The organism is Rhizorhabdus sp. GW822-FHT03C02, from assembly GCF_058801765.1.
In genome coordinates, this window is sequence record NZ_JBXANN010000016.1 from 1 (window position 1) to 19,436 (window position 19,436).

Below are 19,436 nucleotides of genomic sequence, written 5' to 3' on the forward strand. Positions count from 1 at the left end.
GGCATCGGCTCCTCCTGCCCATGCCAATGTGTTCACCATGTCTCCGAACGCTGTTCACCTTGTACCCGGTCCATACAAACAAGTGCGGGGCGACGAAGAAGAGAACGAAGCGCCATAAGTCAGCGTCTATGAGCCTGCGCTGGCAAGACGGAGTTGGGGTTTGCCCCTGCCTCCTACATCTCGATCAGCGCCACCCCTTCGGCGGGAACATCGAGCATCAGCTTGCACGCTTGATCGAGCCGCATCGTCTTCGGCGGGGCGATGTCGGCGCGGCGGCGCAGTTCGCCGATCTGTTCGGGCTTCGGATATTGCGGCGATCCCATCGCGCGCCAGGCCGGCATCGGCGAGCCGCGCTCCCAGTCGACGAAGCTCACCCGCACCGGCTGGCCGGGCTTGGCACCCACGAATTCGACATCGAGCCGCTTCGGCGCGCCGCTGACCTCGCGCACGCGCGCCTGGCCGGGGATGCCGCCGGGCTGCTTGACGTCGGCGAGGTTCCAGACGAGCGCGGCGACCGATTTGTCCGCGCGGCGCGAAGCGAGTGCCGGCCCTTCGGCCTCGAGCCGGGTGGTGCCGAGCGCGTGGAGCAGCTTGTAGGTGTTGAAGGCGGGCTTGGCGATGTTCTGGACCATCGCGCCGAACCCCATATCGCCTTCCTTGAGCACCGCATCGGCGACACCCAGTTCCTCATAGGTCGAACTCAAGGTCCAGTGCGACATCGCATGCGCGTGCGGCAGGCAGCCCTTGAGGATATGCGCGATCATCGCCGGGCTGTCGCACGACCATTCGCTCATCCACAGCGGCTTGCCCCTGAACGGGGTCGCATCGATCCGCGCCCGCGCGCGCTTGACCGCCTCGGGAATGACGTCGGCCTGGGCGAAGCGCTCGGGGCCGCCGAACAGCCGCCCCTGATTGTCGCCGGCATAGACATGGGTCGACACGAAATCGACCGGGGCGTTGTTCTGCGCGCAATAGCTCAGGAATTCGGGCAGCCAGGCGGTCGACGAGGTCGCCGGGCCGCCGACCAGGAGCCCCCGGTCGACCTCCTTGAGCGCCACCGCGGTCGCCTTGTAGAAATCGAAATATTGCTGCTGGTTGCCCGACCAGAAGGCGGCGAGGTTGGGCTCGTTCCAGACTTCGAGCGGCCATTGCCGGACGGTGGCCAGACCGTAGCGATCGATCAGATGCGACGCGAACGCCTTGATGAAACCGGCCCAGGCCTCGTTGCTGGTCGGCGGGCTGACATTGCCGGCGTAGAAGCCGAACGTCCGGTCGCCCGAGGCGAGCCTTTTGGGCATGAAGCCCAGTTCGACGAACGGGCTGACGCCATGTTCGATCAGCCCGTCATAGACCGCGTCGATATTCTGGAAATTGGGTGGCTGGTCGCCGCGCGACAGGATCGACGGCGCATTGATCCCGAGTTCGTCGTTGAAGATGCCGTGGAAACGCACCCGCTTGAGCCCCGCCTCCTTGTGCCAGCGGTCGAGATCGCGGCGCCAGCTCTCGCGCATCGTGATCGCTGCGCGGTCCGATCCGGCGCATTCGGCCCAGATATGCGCCAGCGGCCCGGTGACGGCGCGCGTGTCGATCTTCACCGCGACGGTCTCGGTCGCCGCCAGCGCGGGCCAGGCCACGGCGGTGGCCGCGAGCGCACCGGCCTGAAGGCCGGTCTGAAGGAAGGTGCGGCGGTCGAGGGTCATTCGGCTCTCCCCGATCTTCGCGCAGCCCTTATATGCTGCGCCCGATCGAATCTATCTTACCAATTTCTGCCATCCTGCCATATCAGTCGCGGCTCGACAGCGTTCTGGCGATATGGCATTCGCCAATCATTCACAATATGAATTATGTCTCCGGCGATATCGATCGGAGACAGTCGGGGAGGAGCATCGATGGCCAGAACAGGATCGGCGATCATATGGGCGGCCTGCATCGGCGTGCTGACAACCGCCCCGCTTGCCCTGCAGGCGCAGACGCCGTCGCGTTACCAGGCCGAGATCGCCGCGCCCGCCGAACCCGATGCGATCCCGCTGCTCGCCCGTCCGATCATAGGCGAAGCCGAGCAATGGAGCAGCCGCGGTCCCGAGGACCGCGCGGTGCGCAATGTCGTCAACCCGACGCTGACCCCGGTCCTGCCCGATCCCGCCAAGGCGACCGGGGTCGCGGTGATCGTGGCGCCCGGCGGCGCCTTCCGGTCGCTCGCGATCGACAGCGAAGGCTATGTCGTCGCGCACTGGCTCGCCGATCATGGCATCGCCGCCTTCGTCCTCAAATATCGGCTGGTGCCGACCCCGCGCGACCAGAAGGGCTATCAGGCGGCGATGGCGGCTTTCATGACGCCGATCGCCAGGCCGGGCCCGTTCACGACCCCGCTCGATACCCCGCCCGAGGCGCTGGCCGACGCCCAGGCGGCGGTGCGGCTGGTCCGGCAGCGCGCGGCCGAATGGCAGATCGATCCGCAGCGGGTCGGTTTCGTCGGCTTTTCGGCCGGGGCGATGACCACGCTCGCGGTCGGGCTCGCCGACGACAAGGCGGCGCGCCCCGACTTCATCGCACCGATCTATCCGCCGATGTCGGCACGCACCGTTCCCGCCGACTCGCCACCGATGTTCGTCGCGATCGCGCTCGACGATCCGCTGTTCGCCAAGACCCGGCCGATCGGCCTGATCGACGCCTGGCGCGACGCCAGGATCCCGGTCGAAGCGCATCTCTACGAACGGGGCGGCCATGGCTTCGGCATGGCGCATCGATCGCAGGCATCGGCGCTATGGATCGACCAATTCTACGCCTGGATGAAGGACCGCCGGCTGATCCGGCCGTGAGTCACATGGCCGCCTGCACGATATCGCATTGAGGATCCGCTGATGATTTCGACCCGTTCGCGCCGGACCGGCAGCGCTCTCGTCAAGGCCCTGTTGGCGACCGCATTGTCGATGCCGCTCGCGGCCGGTGCCGCAGTCCCTCTCCCCGCCTCTGCTCCGACGGATCCGCTCGCCGCACAGTTCCGCGACCCGCCCAACAGCGCCCGCCCCCGGGTGTGGTGGCACTGGATGAACGGCAACATCAGCAAGGACGGGATCGACAAGGATCTCGCCTGGATGAAGCGGGTCGGGATCGGCGGGGCGCAGACCTTCGACGCCAGCCTGATGACGCCGCAGATCGTCGACAAGCGACTGGTCTACATGACCCCCGAGTGGAAGGACGCCTTCCGCCACGCCGCCGCGCGCGCCGACGCGCTCGGCCTCGAACTGGCGATCGCCTCGTCGCCGGGCTGGAGCGAGACCGGCGGGCCATGGGTCCCGCCACAGGACGGCCTGAAGAAACTGGTGTGGAGCGAGACCGACATTGCCGGCGGGCGGCCGTTCGCGGGCAGGCTCGCCCCGCCGCCTTCGGTTACCGGCCCCTTTCAGGCGGTGGCGGGCACCCCCGACATCGCCGACGCGCTCGGCAGCGACAAGACCCCGCCCACATATTATGCCGACGTCGCGGTGCTGGCCTATCCGGTCTCCGCACCCAAGCCGATCGCGCTGCCGCGCGTGCTGTCCGCCGATGGCGAGGCGATCGACGGCGCGGCGATGTTCGACGCCGACCCCGCCACCTTCCTGACCGCGCGCGGCGAGATCCGGCTCGTCTATGACGCGCCGCGGACGATCGCCTCGGCGACGCTCTATCTGCCGGGCGGCAAGCCGCCGATCGGCGATGTCAGCATCGATCCCCGGCTCGAGGCGAGCGACGACGGCACCGAGTGGCGCCCGGTCGCGGGCTTCGAGGTGACCGCGGTGCCGACCACGGTCGGCTTCGCGCCGGTGACCGCGCGGATGTTCCGGTTGCGGATCGCCGGCGTCGGCGCCGCGGCGGCACGCGGTGGCACACGTTCCGCGCGGATCGGCACGCTGGCGCTGTCCGCCACCCCGCTTGTCGACCGGTTCGAGGCCAAGGCCGGCTTTGCGATCGCGCGCGACTATGATGCGCTGACGGGTTCGGCCGACGCCCGCGAGGCCGGCATCGCCCCCGACAGGGTGATCGATCTCACCGCGCGGCTGCGCCCCGACGGGACGCTCGACTGGACGCCGCCCAAGGGACATTGGCGGGTGGTGCGGCTGGGCTATTCGCTGGTCGGCACCCGCAATCATCCCGCGACCGCCGAGGCGACCGGGCTCGAGGTCGACAAGTTCGATGGCGCCGCGGTGCGCCGCTATCTCGACACCTATCTGGGGATGTACCGCGACACCACCGGTCCCGATCTGATCGGCCGACATGGCGTGCGCGCGCTGCTGACCGACAGCATCGAGGTCGGCGCGTCGAACTGGACCCCGCACATGATCGAGCAGTTCCGGCGGCTGCGCGGCTATGATCCGACCCGCTGGCTGCCGGCGCTGACCGGCACGATCATCGGCTCGCGCGCCGAGAGCGACGCCTTCCTGCGCGACTATCGCCTCACCCTCGCCGATCTGATGGCCAGCGAACATTATGGGACGATCGCCAAGGTCGCGCACGAGCATGGGCTGATCGTCTATGGCGAGGCGCTCGAGGATCGCCGTCCGTCGCTCGGCGACGACATGGCGATGCGCAGCCATGCCGACGTGCCGATGGCGGCGATGTGGACCTATGACCGCAAGGTCGGGCCGCGCCCGACCTATATCGCCGACATCAAGGGGGCGGCGTCGGTCGCCCATATCTACGGCCAGAATATCGTCGCCGCGGAGTCGCTGACCGCGTCGCAGAAGCCCTGGGCGTTCGCGCCCGCCGACCTGCGGCCGGTGATCGACCTCGAATTCGCGACCGGGGTCAACCGGCCGGTGATCCACACCTCGGTCCACCAGCCGGTCGACGACAAGCTGCCGGGCCTGTCGCTTTACCATTTCGGCCAATATTTCAATCGCAACGAGAGCTGGGCCGAGATGGCGCGGCCATGGGTCGACTATATGGCGCGCAGCAGCCTGTTGCTCCAGCAGGGCCGCAATGTCGCCGACGTCGCCTATTTCTATGGCGAGGAAGGGCCGCTCACCGGGCTGTACGGCGATGCGGCGATCGCCAATGCCCCGACCCGTCACGGCTATGACTTCGTCAATGCCGAGATCCTGGCCGACCGGCTGACGGTCGAGAATGCCATGCTCATCGCCAAAGGCGGGGCGCGCTACCGCCTGCTCTATCTGGGCGGGGCGAGCCGGCGCATGACCCTGCCGACGCTGCGCCGACTGGCGACGCTGGTCGCCGCCGGCGCGGTGGTGCTGGGCGATCCGCCCGCCGGATCGCCGGCCCTCGGCGAAGACGGGCCTGCATATCATGCGCTGGTGAAAAAGCTGTGGAGCGGCGGAACCGTCGGTCTGGGCCAAGTGATCGCGGGCCATGATGTCGAGGGCGCGCTGAAGGCGATCGGGGTCGCGCCCGATTTCGATTATGCCGGGCCGCAACCCGACAGCGAGCTGCTGTTCGCGCATCGCGCGCTCGACGATGGCGATCTCTATTTCGTCGACAATCGCCGCGACCGTGCCGAGGCGATCGAGGCACGCTTTCGGGTGACCGGCAAGGCCCCCGAGATCTGGCATGCCGACAGCGGCCTGATCGAGCCCGCCTCGTACCGGATCGAGGGCGACGAAACGGTGGTGCCGCTCCGGTTCGAGGCCGACCAGTCCTATTTCGTCGTCTTCCGTAAATCCGCGACGGCCCCGGCCGCGACGATCGTCCGCCCGGCCTTCGCGCCCGCGCTGACGCTCGACGGTCCCTGGGATGTCGCCTTCCAGCCCGAACGCGGCGCGCCGGCAACCGCGAAACTGGCGACGCTCGGTTCGCTCAGCGAGCAGGCGGAGCCGGGAATCCGATATTTTTCGGGGATCGCGACCTACACGAAGAGCTTCGGCCTGCCGCGCGGGGCGCGGCCGGGCGCGCCGCTGATGCTCGATCTGGGCAAGGTCGGCGATGTCGCCGAGGTGGTAGTCAACGGCCGCATGGTCGGCACCGCCTGGCACGCGCCCTATCGGATCGACATCGGCGGAGCGGTCAGGCGCGGGACCAACCGGATCGAGGTGCGGGTCGCCGACCTGTGGGTCAACCGGCTGATCGGCGACGCCCAGCCGGGGGCCGCCAAGATCACCTACACCAGCCTGCCGACCTACCGCGCGAACGCGCCGCTCAGGCCCTCGGGGCTGATCGGGCCGGTGACGCTGTCGACGGCCGTGAAATGACGGAAATCCGCCGACGCCCGACCGGGGCGTCGGCGGCGAAACCCATGATCAGGACGGAACGCGGCCGCCGTTGACGCCGATCGTCTGGCCGGTGACATAGCCGGTGTCTTCCGAGCACAGCCAGGCGCAGGCATTGGCGATGTCGTCGGGCACGCCGGTGCGGCGGACCGGCAGCATCTTGGCGAGATGCTCGACCGGGAACTGGAAGCGGTCCTTGTTCGCCTCCGACATGATCGTCTGCATCACCGATCCCGGCGGGATGTTGTTGACGGTGACGCCCATCGGCCCGAGCGCCTGCGCGAGCGAACGGGTCATCGAGATGACCGCGCCCTTCGACGCCGAATAATGGACCTGGTCGACGCTGCCGCTCTGCGCGCTCGACGAGGAGATGTTGACGACCCGGCCCCAGCCGGCGGCCTTCATGTCGGGCAGGACGACCTGGGTGCAGATGAAGGTGCCGACGACGTTGATGTCCATCATCTTGTGCCAGTCGGCCTCGGTCAGCTCCTCGAACGAGATGAAGTTCGAGATGCCGGCGTTGTTGACGAGGATCGTCACCGGGCCGAAGGCGCCGCGCAGCTTTTCGACCGCGGCGGTGACCTGGGCGCGATCGGCGATGCTCGCCTGCAGCGCGATCGCCTTGCCGCCCGCCGCCTCGATCTCGGCGACGACCGCTTCGCAACCCTCGAGATTGAGGTCGAGCACGCCGATGGCGTTGCCTTCGCGTGCCAGCCGCAGGCTGATCGCGCGTCCGATACCGGCCGCGGCGCCAGTCACCAATGCAGTCTTCGCCATCGTCATTCCTTTCGCATCTTCCCGACAGCGCCGCTTTGCCCGGCGCTTGTGCTGACCACCGCGTTAGCGTCGCCCCTTATAGCGGTCAACCGAGCGCCGCGCCGCGATGAAACACCGCGTCGGCGATGCCCGCGCCGCCTCGCTCAGGCGATGGCGGGGGGCTCGTCGAAGCGCCGCATGATATCCTCCATCAGCGCGAGCGCCTCGGCATGGCAGGCCGACAGGCCGAGCGCCTCCTCCGAGACGATCTGCCGCGAAAAGCTCATCATCAACATGACGATCGCGCCGGCCGAATAGGGTTCGTCGGGGATGCCGCGCTCGGCCATGAGCCGGGTGATCGCCGCGACCTGCAACGCGCGAAACTCCTCGGCCATGCGGACGATCTCGGCGCGGATCGCGTCGCGGTGCCCGGCCATCGACAGCAATTCGGCGGCGATCGCCGCATTGGCCGGCGAACGGTTGAGCGCCCACAGAGCCCGCAGCGGCTGCGGCGATTCGAGCACCGCGGCGAAGCGGTCGATCCGGCTTTCGGCGGCCTTGCGGATCACCGCGAGCACGAGATCGTCCATCGTCCGGAAATAATAATAGACGAGCTGGTGCTTGAGCCCGGCGCGGTTGGCGACCTGGCGCGCGGTCACCGACGCATAGCCTTCGTCGCGCAGGATCGCCTCGGTCGCCTCGACCAGCAATGCCCGGTTTTCCGCGCCCTCGACCCCCATTCGCCGGACCGTCGTCATCTCGTCTCCCTGTCGATCGCGCACCGAGGATTAGCCGATCCCATCCCGAAGTCATGGGAGAAAGCCGCTTTCGCCGCGGGCAGCACTGCCAGCCTTGTTCAAATCGTGAATTGTCGACTAGTTCAAGACCTGTCCATTTGCCGCGGGCACCTCCGCTTTGGAAAGAGCGGGATAATCCGCCATCGAGGTTGATATGATCGATCGCCGTCCGCCGATATCGAAAGCGCCTTCGCTCGCCGCCGCCGAGACCGCCCGGTGACCGAGAGCAGGACGCCCCGGCGGCGGCTCGGCTCGCTGACGATCGACGATGTCGCGCGGCACGCCGGGGTGTCGGCGATGACGGTCTCGCGGGTGCTCAACTATAAGGGCAATGTCGGCGATGCGACCCGCGAGAAGGTCGAGCGGTCGATCGCCGCGCTCAATTTCGCGCCGAGCGCGATCGCGCGCAGTCTGGCGGGCAATGAGGAATTGCGGATCGCGCTGCTCTACGCCTTCCCGCCCTCCTCCTATCTGTCGGAATTCCTGATCGGCAGCCTGTTCCAGGCCAGTCGCAGCCATGTCCATCTCGCGGTCGAGGTCGTCCAGCCCGATACTTCGATCGACGATCTGATCCGCAACCTGCTGCAGAGCCGGATCCGCGGGGTCATCCTGTTCCCGCCCTTGTGCGATTCGGCGGCGACGGTCGCCGCGCTGACCGCGGCGGGGCTCCACATCGTCGCGGTCGCGACCGGCCGCACCCCGCGTGCCTTCTCCTCGGTCAGCGTCGACGACCATCGCGCCGCGCATGACATGACCCGCCACCTGATCGCCCAGGGTCATCGCCGGATCGGGTTCATCGCCGGCAATCCCAGCCATGGCGCGACCCATCGGCGGCTCGACGGCTACAGGCTGGCGCTGACCGAGGCCGGGATCGGTGACGATGCGACGATCGTCGCACAGGGGCTTTTCACCTATCGCTCGGGGCTCGACGCCGCCGCGCAGATCCTCGACCGGCCGGACCGCCCGTCGGCGATCTTCGCGAGCAATGACGACATGGCGGCGGCGACGGTCGCGGTCGCCCATCAGCGCGGGCTCGATGTCCCGCGCGACCTGTCGGTGTGCGGTTTCGACGACGCGCCGCTGGCGACGACGATCTGGCCCGAACTGACGACGATCCGTCAGCCGATCGACGAGATGTCGCGCTCGACGGTCGAACTGCTGTCGCGCGAGATCAAGGGCAGCCGCAAAGGCCCGCCGGTCCAGCTGATTCTCGATCATGCGCTGGTGCGCCGCCAGTCGGACGCGCCGCTGGTCTAATCGACGCTCGGCGCGACCTCGTCATCGCCGATCAGCGCCAGCACGTCGCCGATCAGCCGCCGCATCGCGATCCGGGCGGTGTCGGCATCGCGCGACGCGATCGCATCGGCGACGGCGGTGTGATCGGGGATGCTCGCGGTCCGCCCCTTGAGCCTGTTGGTGAAGCGGATCGAGGTGCTGAGCGCGGTCGCGACCAGCGTTTCGAACTGCGCGTAGAAAGGGTTTTGCGACGCGTGCAATATCGCGACATGGAAGGCGATGTCGGCGTCGAGCGCGTCCTCGCGGCCGACCTCGGCGGCGGCCATCCGCGCCAGCCCGCGGCGGATCCGCACCATGTCGACCGGGCCATGATATTGGGCGGCGAGCGCCGCCGCCTCGGGCTCGATCGCGATGCGCAGCTGGTTGAACTGGCGCAGCAGGTCAACCGAGAATTGCCGTTCGAGCATCCAGCGCAGCACGTCGGGATCGAACAGGTTCCACAAGCCGGCAGGCTGGACGACGGTGCCGTGGCGCGGCCGCGCGCTGACCAGCCCTTTGGCGGTGAGCATCTTGACCGCCTCGCGGGTGACCGATCGGCTGACGCCGTGGACCCGGGCCAGGTCGGCCTCGGTCGGAAAAGGCCGCGCCTCATAATCGCCGGTGACGATCGCGCGGCCGAGCGCATCGAGCATCGCCTGGGTGAGGTTGCGGCCCCCTTCTCCCTTGGCCTCTCCCTTGGCTTCCGCCTTCGCTTCCCCGGGCGCATCCAAAAGGGGTTCTCGCTCGTTATCGGCTGGTTCGCGGCGCATCGCTGCGTTCTGGCGCACCCGTCCGGCGCTGTCACCCCTTGTCGCGGGATGGACATTTCCCATTTATCATATAAATGATGCCGCCCACTGTCTGGATAGTCCCGTGACCCATATCGACCGCTTCGACGCCGCCTTCGCCCGCTGTCCGCTGATCGCCATCCTGCGCGGGGTCCACCCCGACGAGGTCGAAGCGATCGGCGAGACCCTGGTCGCCGCCGGCTTCGCCATCATCGAAGTCCCGCTCAATTCGCCCGAGCCGTTCGAGAGCATCGCCCGGCTCGCGCGCCGGCTCGAAGGCCGCGCGGTGATCGGCGCGGGCACGGTGCTGCATGCCGAGGAGGTCGCGGCGGTCGCCGCCGCCGGCGGCACACTGATCATCGCCCCCAATGCCGATGTGCGGGTGATCGGGGCCGCGGTCGAACAGGATCTGGTCGCGCTGCCCGGCGTCGCCACCCCGACCGAGGCGCTCGCCGCGCTCGAAGCCGGCGCCGCCGCGCTCAAGCTGTTCCCGGCCGAGGCGATCGGCCCCGCCGGGCTCAACGCGATGCGGGCGATCCTGCCGGCGTCGGCGCGGCTGCTGCCGGTCGGCGGCGTCACCCCCGAGAGCCTGGCGGACTGGCGCGCCGCCGGGGCGGCCGGATTCGGTCTCGGTTCGGCGCTCTACAAGCCGGGCATGAGCGCCGCCGATGTCGGCCGGCGCGCGGCGGCGTTCATCGCGGCGCTGGGCGGCGGCACGGCCCCCGGCGCGCTGCGGCGCGTCTCCTGATCGTCGGGCCGGAGGAGTATCGCATGAACTGGCATGTGCTGGGCGACTGGGGCACGAGCAATTTGCGGCTGTTCCGTATCGAGGACGGACAGGTGGTCGACCGCGCCGACGGGCCGGGCATCGGCACGCTGACCGACAGCCCGGCGGCGGCATTGCGCGCGGCGCTCACGCGCTGGTCCGACGGACCGCCCGCCTTCATCCATCTGTGCGGAATGGCCGGGGCGAAGACCGGGCTGCGCGAGGCGCCCTATGTCGATTGCCCGACCGGGGTCGACGATTGGGCGCGGGCCGCGACCTGCTTCGATTTCGACGGGATCCCGGTCAAGATCGCCCCCGGGGTAGCGCGGATCGACATCGAGGGACGCCCCGACGTGATGCGGGGCGAGGAAACCCAGATCTTCGGCGCGCTCGCGCTCGAACCCGAACTGGCGACACGCAGCACGCTGTTCCTGCTGCCCGGCACCCACAGCAAATGGTCGCGGGTCGAGGACGAGACGATCGACGGTTTCCGCACCTTCGTTTCGGGCGAGCTGTTCGCGATGCTGATGAAGCATTCGACGCTGGTCCAGGCCGGGGCCGGCCGCGGTCCGGCGGAAGAAGAGGATGAAGGCTTCGCCGCCGGGCTGGTGCGGATGGAGCGGCGCGCCAATCTGGCAAGCGCCTTGTTCGAGGCGCGCGCCGCGCAGCTGCGCGTGGGCCGCTCGGCGACCTGGGCGACCGGCTTCCTCTCGGGGCTGCTGATCGGCGCCGAGATCGTCGACATGCAGTCGGTGCGCGACATCCCCGACGAGGTGGTGATCATCGGCGCGCCCGCGCTGGCGGCGCGTTATGAGGAGGCGCTGATCCATTTCGGCGCGCGCGGCCGGCGGGTCGACGGCGATGCCTGCGTGCTGAAGGGGCTGGGGCTGCTCGACCGGCACGGCTGATCGCGCTCAACGATCAGGCGGCGGCCGAGAGGCTGCCCTGAAGCATTTTCAAGTCAGGTGGAGTCACCTGACGGCTCGGAAAATGCGAAAAACAAAGACGATTTAGAGCATGTCCTGATCAATTTGATCAGGACATGCTCTAAATCGCGTTGCGCCGCGCGATGGCGCCCATCACCGCCGCGCTGGGTTTGGGCGTCCGTTTGAAGGTCTCGCGATCGACTGCGACCAGGCCATATTTCGGCGCATATCCCCGGTTCCACTCATAATTGTCGAGCAGCGACCAGTGGTAATAGCCGAGCACCGGAATGCCTTTGGCCATCGCGGCATGCAGGCTTTTCACCGCCTCGCCAATGAACCAGACGCGATATTCGTCATTCTCGGTCTCGAGGCCGTTCTCGCTCATGATCACCGGCTTGCCGGTGGCCTGGTGGATATATTCGAGCGTGTTGGCGACCGCCTCGGGCCGCGCGAGATTGCCCTGCATGTCGCCCGGCTTGACGAACGGGATCGGCGGCAGCGGCGGCAGCGGCTTGCCCTTGCCGGGCAGGCGCACCTGCCGATAGCTCTGGACGCCGGTGAAGTCGCCCGCACGCCGGATCGCCTCGATCCATTCGCCATAAGCGCGCTGGCGGACGTCGAGATAGGGGCTGTCCTCGTTGCCGGGCTGGAAATCGGTGACCGACAGCGTCACCCCGACCTGCAGGTCACCGCGCGCCGCCTTGATCGCCGCGACGCCCTGTTCGTGCGCCGCGATCATGTTCGGCCGCGCGCGCGCGAAATCGGGATGGCCGCTGGTCTGGAAATCGGGCGCGTTGAGTTCCTTCGCCGCCGCGGCGATCATCGCCAGCGAGGCCGCATCCTGTTTGGTGAAATAGGCCGACGCGCCGGGAATCGCCCGAAAGACCTCGTTGACCTGGGGCTCGTTGATCGTGAAGGCGACGTCGATCTCCGCCCCCAGCGCGCGGGTCGCCCTGTCGCAGAACCGCGCGAACAGCGCCGGCGAATCCGGGCTGAACCAGCCCCCCGCCTCGGCGAACCACAGCGGCGCCGATCCGTGGAAATAGGTGACCGCCGGCGCCACGCCATGCTTCCGGCAGGTTGCGATCACCCGCTTGTAATAGTCGAGCATCGCGTTGGAGAAATGGCCGCGCGACGGTTCGATCCGCGCCCATTCGATCGAGAAGCGATAGGCGTTGAGGCCGATCTTCGCGAGCAGGGCGATGTCCTCCTCATAGCGATGATAGCTGTCGCACGCGTCCCCCGACCGGTCGGTGAAGGTGGTCGGCTTGATATTCTCCAAGAACCACAGGTCGGAATTGACGTTGTTGCCCTCGATCTGGTGCGCGGCGGTCGACGCCCCCCAGCGAAAGCCCTTGGGAAAGCGCCTTGTGGCGGGGGCCGCCGCGGGCGCGCCTTCCGTCGCCAGCGCCAGCGAGGCGGCAGCCGCGCCCATGATCAGGGTCCGACGATTGACTATGGGGTTCTGGCTCACTGCATCCTCCCCACGATATAATTCAATTAATGAATCATATCGTGCGGAGGATTATGGGGCAACAGGATTTTGACGATTGGTCAGGCCACTATGCAGATAATCGCCACGCAGGCCTTCATCCGAAATCAGCGTGCGCCGAACGCGTAACGGATGTTGAGGCCGAACTCGCGCGGCTGGGTGTAGCTGATCAGCCGATAGCTGCTGGCGCCGGTCTGGCCACCGAGCAGCGAGGCATAGCTTGCGGTCAGCGGGGTCGACGAGCGCGAGAGCGCCCGCTTGGTGTCGAGCAGGTTCTTCGCATAGACCGATACTTCCCAGGCGCTCTTCACGTCGCGAAGGCCGAGATAGACGTTGAGCAGCGTATAGGCCTTGGTGTCGTCGACCGCGTTCGAGGGATCGACCTGCGACTTGCCATAATAGGACAGCAGCCCGCGGACATAGCCGTCGAAGGTCGAGGCCAGCGGGACCAGATATTCGGACTGGACCACCGCACTGAACTTCGGCGCCAGCGACGCGCTGTAGTTCACCCGGCAGGCCGACAGATTGTCGCCGCCGGTGGCGCCGCGAATGCCGGCGACGGTCGGCACGCTGCTGGTCGCGTCGGGGACGCCGTCGCGCGGCGCATAGTCGTTGCACGGCACCAGCCCGTTCTTGACCTTGCTGCGCGCATAGCTGGCGGTGAGGCCCATGCTCCACTGGCGCGACGCCTGGAAATTGGCCTCGAGCTCAGCGCCGTCGACCTTCACCGGCACCGCGCCGACGAAGTTGAACAGCTTGACCGTTTCGATGTTGCTGTTGGTGCGGGCGTTGAAGTCGGTGCTGACATAATAGAGCCCCGCCCCGCTCGGCCGCAGCGGATAGTTGGTGAAATCCTGGTGGAAGGCCGAGACGTTGAAGCGCAGCCGCTTGTCGAACCAGCTCGACTTGAGCCCGAGTTCGTAGGAGGTCGACTTTTCGGGCGGCAGGTTGATGAAGCTGTTTTCGAGCGCCGAGATGTTGAGGCTGAAATCGCCGACCGCGCTGATCCCTGGCCGCCACGAGCTGCCGACGCTGGCATAGGCCATCAGGTCGTCGGTGAAGCGGTGGCTGATCACCCCCGAATAGATGAACGTCGTGTAGTGATCGTCCTGGTTGGCGCGCGGATTGATCACGCCGTTGGTCGCCAGGCTGCCGGTCTGCTTATAGTCGATATAGCGCAGGCCGCCCGAAATCTCGGTTGCGTCGCCGAGATGCCAGGTGAGGTTGCCGAACAGGGATTTCTCGGTGGTCTCGCCGCGCCGCGCGACCGGGGTGCTGAGCACCGACGACGGGGTGGTCGGGGTCACCACCGTGCCCGAGAAGAAGGGCGTCTGCTGGACCAGGTCGGTCGGATTCTTGTTCTTGTTGTAGAAACCGCCGAGGATGTAATCGAACGCGCCGAGCACCCGTTCCTGCGACGACAGCCGCAGTTCGTGCGATTGCTGCTTGGTGACCGTGTTGAGGCTGTTGCCTGCGGTCTGGATCGCGATCGGATAAGCGGCGCCGAAGAAATTGCCCGGATCGACCGGCGTGAAGGCGCGGATATCCTGCTTGGTGAAGGACCCGACATAGTTGAGCTGCTGGCCCGCGACCTTCCATGAGGCCTGGAGATTATACGCGTCATAGGCCTGGCGGAACTCGCGCCCCTTGTCCTCGACCGCCAGCCGGTCGCTGCCGACGATCGGCACCGGGCTCGCCGCCGCGCCGGGCGAGAAGAGGCTGAGCGATTCGACCTGGTCGAACGAATGCTGGTTGCGCACCAGCCGCTGATAGGTGCCGACCAGCGTCAGCGTATCGGTCGGATCGAACCGCACCGTGCCGCGCCCGCCGCGCGTGCGCGACGACGAGTCCGAGCGGTTGTTGATGCTGGTGACGCGCGCGCCTTCATTCTCGTCGATCACGCCGGCGATCCGCACCGCGAGCACGCCGGCGACGATCGGCACGCCGATCGCGCCATTGGCGTTGATCCCGCCGATCGAGGTGCCGGTCATGTTCACATAGCCGCCGACCCGGTCGAGATCGGGGCGCTTCGAGGTCACCGTCACCGAACCCGACGGCGAGGCGCGGCCGCGCAGAGTGCCCTGCGGCCCGCGCAACACCTCGACCTGGCCGAGATCGAACATCGCCTGGAACAGCAGCCCCGAGGTGACCGGCGCATCGTTGAGGTAGAATTCGACCGAGGGATTGTTGCCGCTGGCATTGGCATCGAAGGCGATGCCGCGCACCGAGGCGACGCCACCGGTGCCGTTGGCGCTGGTCGACAGGCTGAGGCCCGGCACCACCGTCGAAATATCCTCGAACCCACGGATGTTGAGCTTGCCGAGTTCTTCCGAGGTCACCGCGTTGATCGTCAGCGGCGCGTCCTGCAGCGATTCATCCTTGCGGCGGGCGGTGACGATGATCTCCTCGGGTTCGTCCGCGCCGTCGGTCTGGGCGACCGGCATCGGCTGGGCCTGTGCGGCGCAACAGGACGCAAGGAGGCTGGCCCCGGCGAGGGCGCGAACCAATACGGTGGATGTCATTTACTTCCCCTGTTTGCTTATATCGATCGCGGACAGGATCGCTGGCCCGCCGCGTGGTATGAAATCGAGCTTGAGATGTCCTCCGACCGTTTTGGCCGTGAAGGATTTGGCGACCGCCACCAGCGCCCCGCCGCCGGCCTTCGCCGGGCTGAACGCAGGCAGCACGGTCTTGCCGTTGGCGACGACGTCGAAGCTGCGCGTCGCCGCGAGCGCCGGATCGGGTTCGAGCGTATGGATCGTCACCGTCCAGCTGCCGTCGGGCAGCGGCAGGTCATAGCTGAACGCACCGGCGCGGAAGGCCTTGTGCAGGTCGAGATCGCCTTCGCCGGTGACCTTCTTGACCGGCGCGCTGGCGCCCGGACGCAGCATCAGCGCATTGAGCTGGGTCGGGGTGCCGCCGGTGAAGAAGGCATCCGATCCATAAAGAAGCTCGCCGCTCTTGCGGCCGTTGAGTTCGCCGGCCTTGATGTGCAGGCCCTGTGCCGCGTCGGGCGCGGTCCAGCTCAGCCGGTCGACCACCTCCTTGCCGCCGATCGTCGCCCGCGCCTCGACGCTGTTCGCGCCGGGCTTCAGCCGCACATCCTTCCAGACGCAGATACGGTCGGGACAGGCGACAGTGCCGATGGCCGCACCATTGACCGTCAGCGACACCTTGTCGGCGTTCGAATAAGCGCGGACATCGGTCGCGGGATAGGCACGGTCGACATAGCGGCGGCCGTTGAGATGGAGCACCGGATCGGGCGACCATTGGGCGGCGTAGAAATAGAAGGCGTCCTTTTTCACCTTTCGATCGAAGGTGACGAGGCCCTTGTCGTTCATGTCGACCGAATCGCCCTCGCCACGCATCTCCGAAGCGAAGTCGAACAGCGACCAGACCCAGCTCGCGAAGATATATTTGCGCGAGGCGAGCTGCTGCCAGTTCGCCTCATGATACCAGCTCTGATATTCCTCGGGATGCGGCCGGCCGATGATCGCGACCGCGCCGCCGAGCGGATCGTCGCTGTGCTGCGAGATGCCGCCGCCCGCGCCATATTCGCTGACCGAGATCGGCAGTTTCGGATGCTTGGCATGGAGCGCGTCGAGCGCGGTGCCCATGTCCTGCGGGGCACCATAATACCAGCCATAATAGCGGTTATAGCCGATCAGGTCGGTGGTGCCGGCGAGTTCGGGACCATGGACCTCGAACGCCGCGGCATCCTCGCAGCAATCGGCGAAGGTCGTCGGCCGGCTCGGATCCTCGCGCCTGGCGAGCGCGGCGAGATCCTTGAGCAGCCCCGCCGACTGCTGGGGCAGCTTGCCGGGCAGGAACAGTTCGCCGGCATTGACCTCGTTGCCCACCGACCACATCGCGACCGACGGATGGTTGTAGTTCTGGCGGATCAGCTCGACCAACTGCTGTTCGGCATTGGCGACCAGCGCCGCGGTCGGCGCCTTGCCCTCGAGGTTCGACGCGGTGACGAACGGCACCTCGGCCCAGGTCACCATGCCGGCCTTGTCGGCCTCGCTCACCCAGGACTGGTCGTGCTGATAATGGGCAAGACGGATCGTGTTGGCGCCGATCTCCTTGACGATCGCCATGTCGGCGGCCTGGTCGGCGGGGGTCATCGCCCAGCCCTTGCCCATCAGATCCTGATGGCGCGACACGCCGTGGAGCGCGAGATGCTTGCCGTTGAGGAAGAAGCCCTCGTTCGGATCGATCCGGAAGGTGCGGATGCCGAGCGGCTGCTCGACCCGGTCGATGGTGCGGGTACCGTCGCGCAGTTCGGCGACGACCCGATATTGATAGGGATCGGCGGTGCCGTTCCAGAGATGCGGGTTGGCGACGCTGAGCGCCTGCTCGACCTCGCCCGTCCCTTGCGCGGCGAGGACCGCGGGGGCGGTCGCGGTGGCGACGCTGTTGCCCGCGGCATCGACGATCGTGGTGACGAGGCTGAGCTTGCGCGGCTTTGCGCCGACGTTGCGCAGGCGGCTGCGGACCGCGATCTCGGCGCCGGCATCGGTCGCGCCGACGGTGCGCGCATAGACGCCCGGCCCGCCATGATCGAGCAGATCGATCTGCGCGGCGTCGGCCTCGACCAGGCTCACCCCGCGATAGATGCCGCCATAGATGAAGAAGTCGCCCGACAACGGCAGCACCGCCTCGGTCGGACTGCCCGGCTTCGGCTTGGAATTGTCGGCGCTGACGACGATCAGATTGGCGGTGCCTGGCTTGACCTTGTCGGTGATGTCGAAGCGGAAGCGCGAGAAGGCGCCGGCATGGCCGCCGATCTCGACCCCGTTGATCCAGACCTTGGCGACCGCGCCGACCCCGTCGAACTGGAGGTAGAGCCGGCGGCCGGCGGCCAGCCGCGGCGCCTGAAAGCTCGACCGGTACCAGCCGGTGCCCATGTCGGCGTTGCGGCCGACGCTGCCCTGCCGGGTCAGCCGATAGTCGCCGAGCCGGTTCCAGCTGTGCGGGAGCGCCACCTGCTGCCAGCCGCTGTCGTCATAACCGGCGGCGGTGACGCCGGCGGCGTCGCCACCGAAGCGGAAGCGCCAGCCCGCCGACAGATCGGTGACCGTGCGCGGATCGGACGCCACGGCCGGGGCCGCCGCAAGAGAAGGCGGCACGGCCATAGCCGAAACGGCGATCAGCGACAGCGCCGCAGTGCTGCGCCACAAAGCGGGAAGAATATCGCGCATCACCAGCTCCACATTGTGCCGTCTTCGAGACGGGCTACCGGCAGATAGGCCGGTGAATAGGGATATTTGGCGGCTTCGGCCTCGTCGATGTCGACGCCATGGCCGGGGGTATCGCCGACATGGAGGAGCCCGTCGGCGAAATGATAGTCATGCGGGAAGACCGCATCGGTCTCGGGCGTGTGCCGCATATATTCCTGGATACCGAAATTGGGCACCCAGGTGTCGAAATGCAGCGCCGCGCCCATCGTCACCGGCGACAGGTCGGTCGCGCCATGGCAGCCGGTGCGGATCTGGTAGAGCGAGGCGAAGTCGGCGATGCGGCGCAGGTGGGTGATACCGCCGGCATGGACCACGGTCGCGCGGATATAGTCGATCAGCTGGTTCTGGATCAGCTCCTTGGCGTCCCAGATCGAACTGAATATCTCGCCGACCGCCAGCGGGGTGGTGGTGTGCTGGCGGATCAGCCGGAACGCCTCCTGATTCTCGGCCGGGGTCGCATCCTCGAGCCAGAACAGCTTGCATGGCTCGAGCGCCTTGCCGAGCTGCGCCGCCTCGATCGGGGTCAGCCGGTGGTGCGCGTCGTGGAGCAGGTGATGGTCGAAGCCATAGGTCTCGCGGACCTTCTCGAACAGCGACGGCACATAGTTGAGATATTTGCGGGTGTCCCAGACGGTCTCGCTGGGGAGCGCGGCGTCGGCGGGCTCATAATACATCTTGCCGCGACCGACGCCGTAAGCGTCGCGCAGCCCGGGCACCCCCGACTGGCAGCGGATCGCCTTGTAGCCGAGATCGATATAGCGACCGACCTCCTCGACCGTTTCTGACAGATCGCCGCCATTGGCATGACCATAGACGAGCACGCCGTCGCGGCTGCGACCGCCGAGCAGATCGTAGAGCGGCATGCCGGCCATCTTGGCCTTGATGTCCCACAAGGCGGTGTCGACCGCGGCGACCGCCGACATCGTCACCGGGCCGCGGCGCCAATAGGCGCCCTTGTAGAGATATTGCCAGATGTCCTCGATCTGCCGCGGATCGCGCCCGATCAGGCAGGGGATGACATGGTCCTCGAGATAGGAAACGACCGCGAGTTCGCGGCCGTTGAGGGTCGCATCGCCGATGCCGTAGACGCCCTGGTCGGTCTCGATCTTGAGGGTCACGAAATTGCGCCCCGGGCAGGTGACGATGACCTTGGCCGATCTGATGCTGATGCCCGACATGTTTTCTTCCTCTCC

13 protein-coding genes are annotated in these 19,436 nt (G+C 67.3%); 5 read left to right on the plus strand and 8 right to left on the minus strand.

Annotated elements, in window-relative coordinates; genetic code table 11:
• Nucleotides 1-173: 173 nt before the first annotated feature.
• Entirely contained in the window at nucleotides 174-1,700 is a 1,527-nt protein-coding gene (locus AC1RM6_RS27085) for a GH39 family glycosyl hydrolase (RefSeq protein ID WP_493107150.1), read from the minus strand.
• A gap of 189 nt (nucleotides 1,701-1,889) precedes the next feature.
• On the opposite strand from AC1RM6_RS27085, the gene AC1RM6_RS27090 reads away from it, so the two are divergent.
• Complete coding sequence (locus AC1RM6_RS27090; protein ID WP_493107152.1) at nucleotides 1,890-2,819, plus strand: alpha/beta hydrolase; 930 nt, start codon at nucleotides 1,890-1,892, stop codon at nucleotides 2,817-2,819.
• Nucleotides 2,820-2,861: 42 nt separating this feature from the next.
• Complete coding sequence (locus tag AC1RM6_RS27095) at nucleotides 2,862-6,182, plus strand: glycosyl hydrolase (protein WP_493107154.1); 3,321 nt, start codon at nucleotides 2,862-2,864, stop codon at nucleotides 6,180-6,182.
• A 48-nt stretch (nucleotides 6,183-6,230) separates the two neighbouring features.
• Here the strand turns inward: AC1RM6_RS27095 and AC1RM6_RS27100 are convergent, their stop codons facing one another.
• Nucleotides 6,231-6,977 (minus strand): SDR family NAD(P)-dependent oxidoreductase, encoded by a 747-nt coding sequence (locus tag AC1RM6_RS27100; protein ID WP_493107156.1) that lies wholly within the window; start codon nucleotides 6,975-6,977, stop codon nucleotides 6,231-6,233.
• A gap of 143 nt (nucleotides 6,978-7,120) precedes the next feature.
• A complete protein-coding gene (locus tag AC1RM6_RS27105) occupies nucleotides 7,121-7,714 on the minus strand; it encodes a TetR/AcrR family transcriptional regulator (RefSeq protein WP_493107158.1) in 594 nt (197 codons plus the stop codon).
• Nucleotides 7,715-7,969: 255 nt separating this feature from the next.
• Here AC1RM6_RS27105 and AC1RM6_RS27110 point away from each other — a divergent pair, with 255 nt between their 5' ends.
• Entirely contained in the window at nucleotides 7,970-9,010 is a 1,041-nt protein-coding gene (locus tag AC1RM6_RS27110) for a LacI family DNA-binding transcriptional regulator (protein WP_493107160.1), read from the plus strand.
• Here AC1RM6_RS27110 and AC1RM6_RS27115 read toward each other — a convergent pair.
• A complete protein-coding gene (locus AC1RM6_RS27115; protein ID WP_493107318.1) occupies nucleotides 9,007-9,681 on the minus strand; it encodes a FadR/GntR family transcriptional regulator in 675 nt (224 codons plus the stop codon). The two genes, AC1RM6_RS27110 and AC1RM6_RS27115, sit on opposite strands and share 4 nt — an antisense overlap.
• Nucleotides 9,682-9,901: 220 nt before the next feature.
• Between AC1RM6_RS27115 and AC1RM6_RS27120 the strand changes: the two genes are divergently transcribed.
• On the plus strand, nucleotides 9,902-10,564 hold the full coding sequence (locus AC1RM6_RS27120; protein ID WP_493107162.1) for a 2-dehydro-3-deoxy-6-phosphogalactonate aldolase: 663 nt from the start codon (nucleotides 9,902-9,904) through the stop codon (nucleotides 10,562-10,564).
• A 23-nt stretch (nucleotides 10,565-10,587) separates the two neighbouring features.
• Nucleotides 10,588-11,490: a 2-dehydro-3-deoxygalactonokinase gene (locus AC1RM6_RS27125; RefSeq protein ID WP_493107164.1), complete on the plus strand. Its 903-nt coding sequence runs from the start codon at nucleotides 10,588-10,590 to the stop codon at nucleotides 11,488-11,490.
• A gap of 139 nt (nucleotides 11,491-11,629) precedes the next feature.
• Here AC1RM6_RS27125 and AC1RM6_RS27130 read toward each other — a convergent pair whose 3' ends face one another.
• The 4 genes from AC1RM6_RS27130 to manD all read right to left on the minus strand — a co-directional run bounded on the left by AC1RM6_RS27130 (nucleotide 11,630) and on the right by manD (nucleotide 19,421).
• Nucleotides 11,630-12,943, minus strand: a complete 1,314-nt coding sequence (locus AC1RM6_RS27130) for a glycoside hydrolase family 1 protein (RefSeq protein WP_493107166.1) — start codon at nucleotides 12,941-12,943, stop codon at nucleotides 11,630-11,632.
• A 164-nt stretch (nucleotides 12,944-13,107) separates the two neighbouring features.
• Nucleotides 13,108-15,522, minus strand: a complete 2,415-nt coding sequence (locus AC1RM6_RS27135) for a TonB-dependent receptor (RefSeq protein ID WP_493107168.1) — start codon at nucleotides 15,520-15,522, stop codon at nucleotides 13,108-13,110.
• A complete protein-coding gene (locus tag AC1RM6_RS27140) occupies nucleotides 15,523-18,204 on the minus strand; it encodes a glycoside hydrolase family 2 TIM barrel-domain containing protein (protein WP_493107170.1) in 2,682 nt (893 codons plus the stop codon).
• Nucleotides 18,204-19,421: a D-mannonate dehydratase ManD gene (manD, locus tag AC1RM6_RS27145; protein WP_493107172.1), complete on the minus strand. Its 1,218-nt coding sequence runs from the start codon at nucleotides 19,419-19,421 to the stop codon at nucleotides 18,204-18,206. The genes AC1RM6_RS27140 and manD overlap by 1 nt, the downstream gene beginning before the upstream one ends.
• Nucleotides 19,422-19,436: the final 15 nt, after the last annotated feature.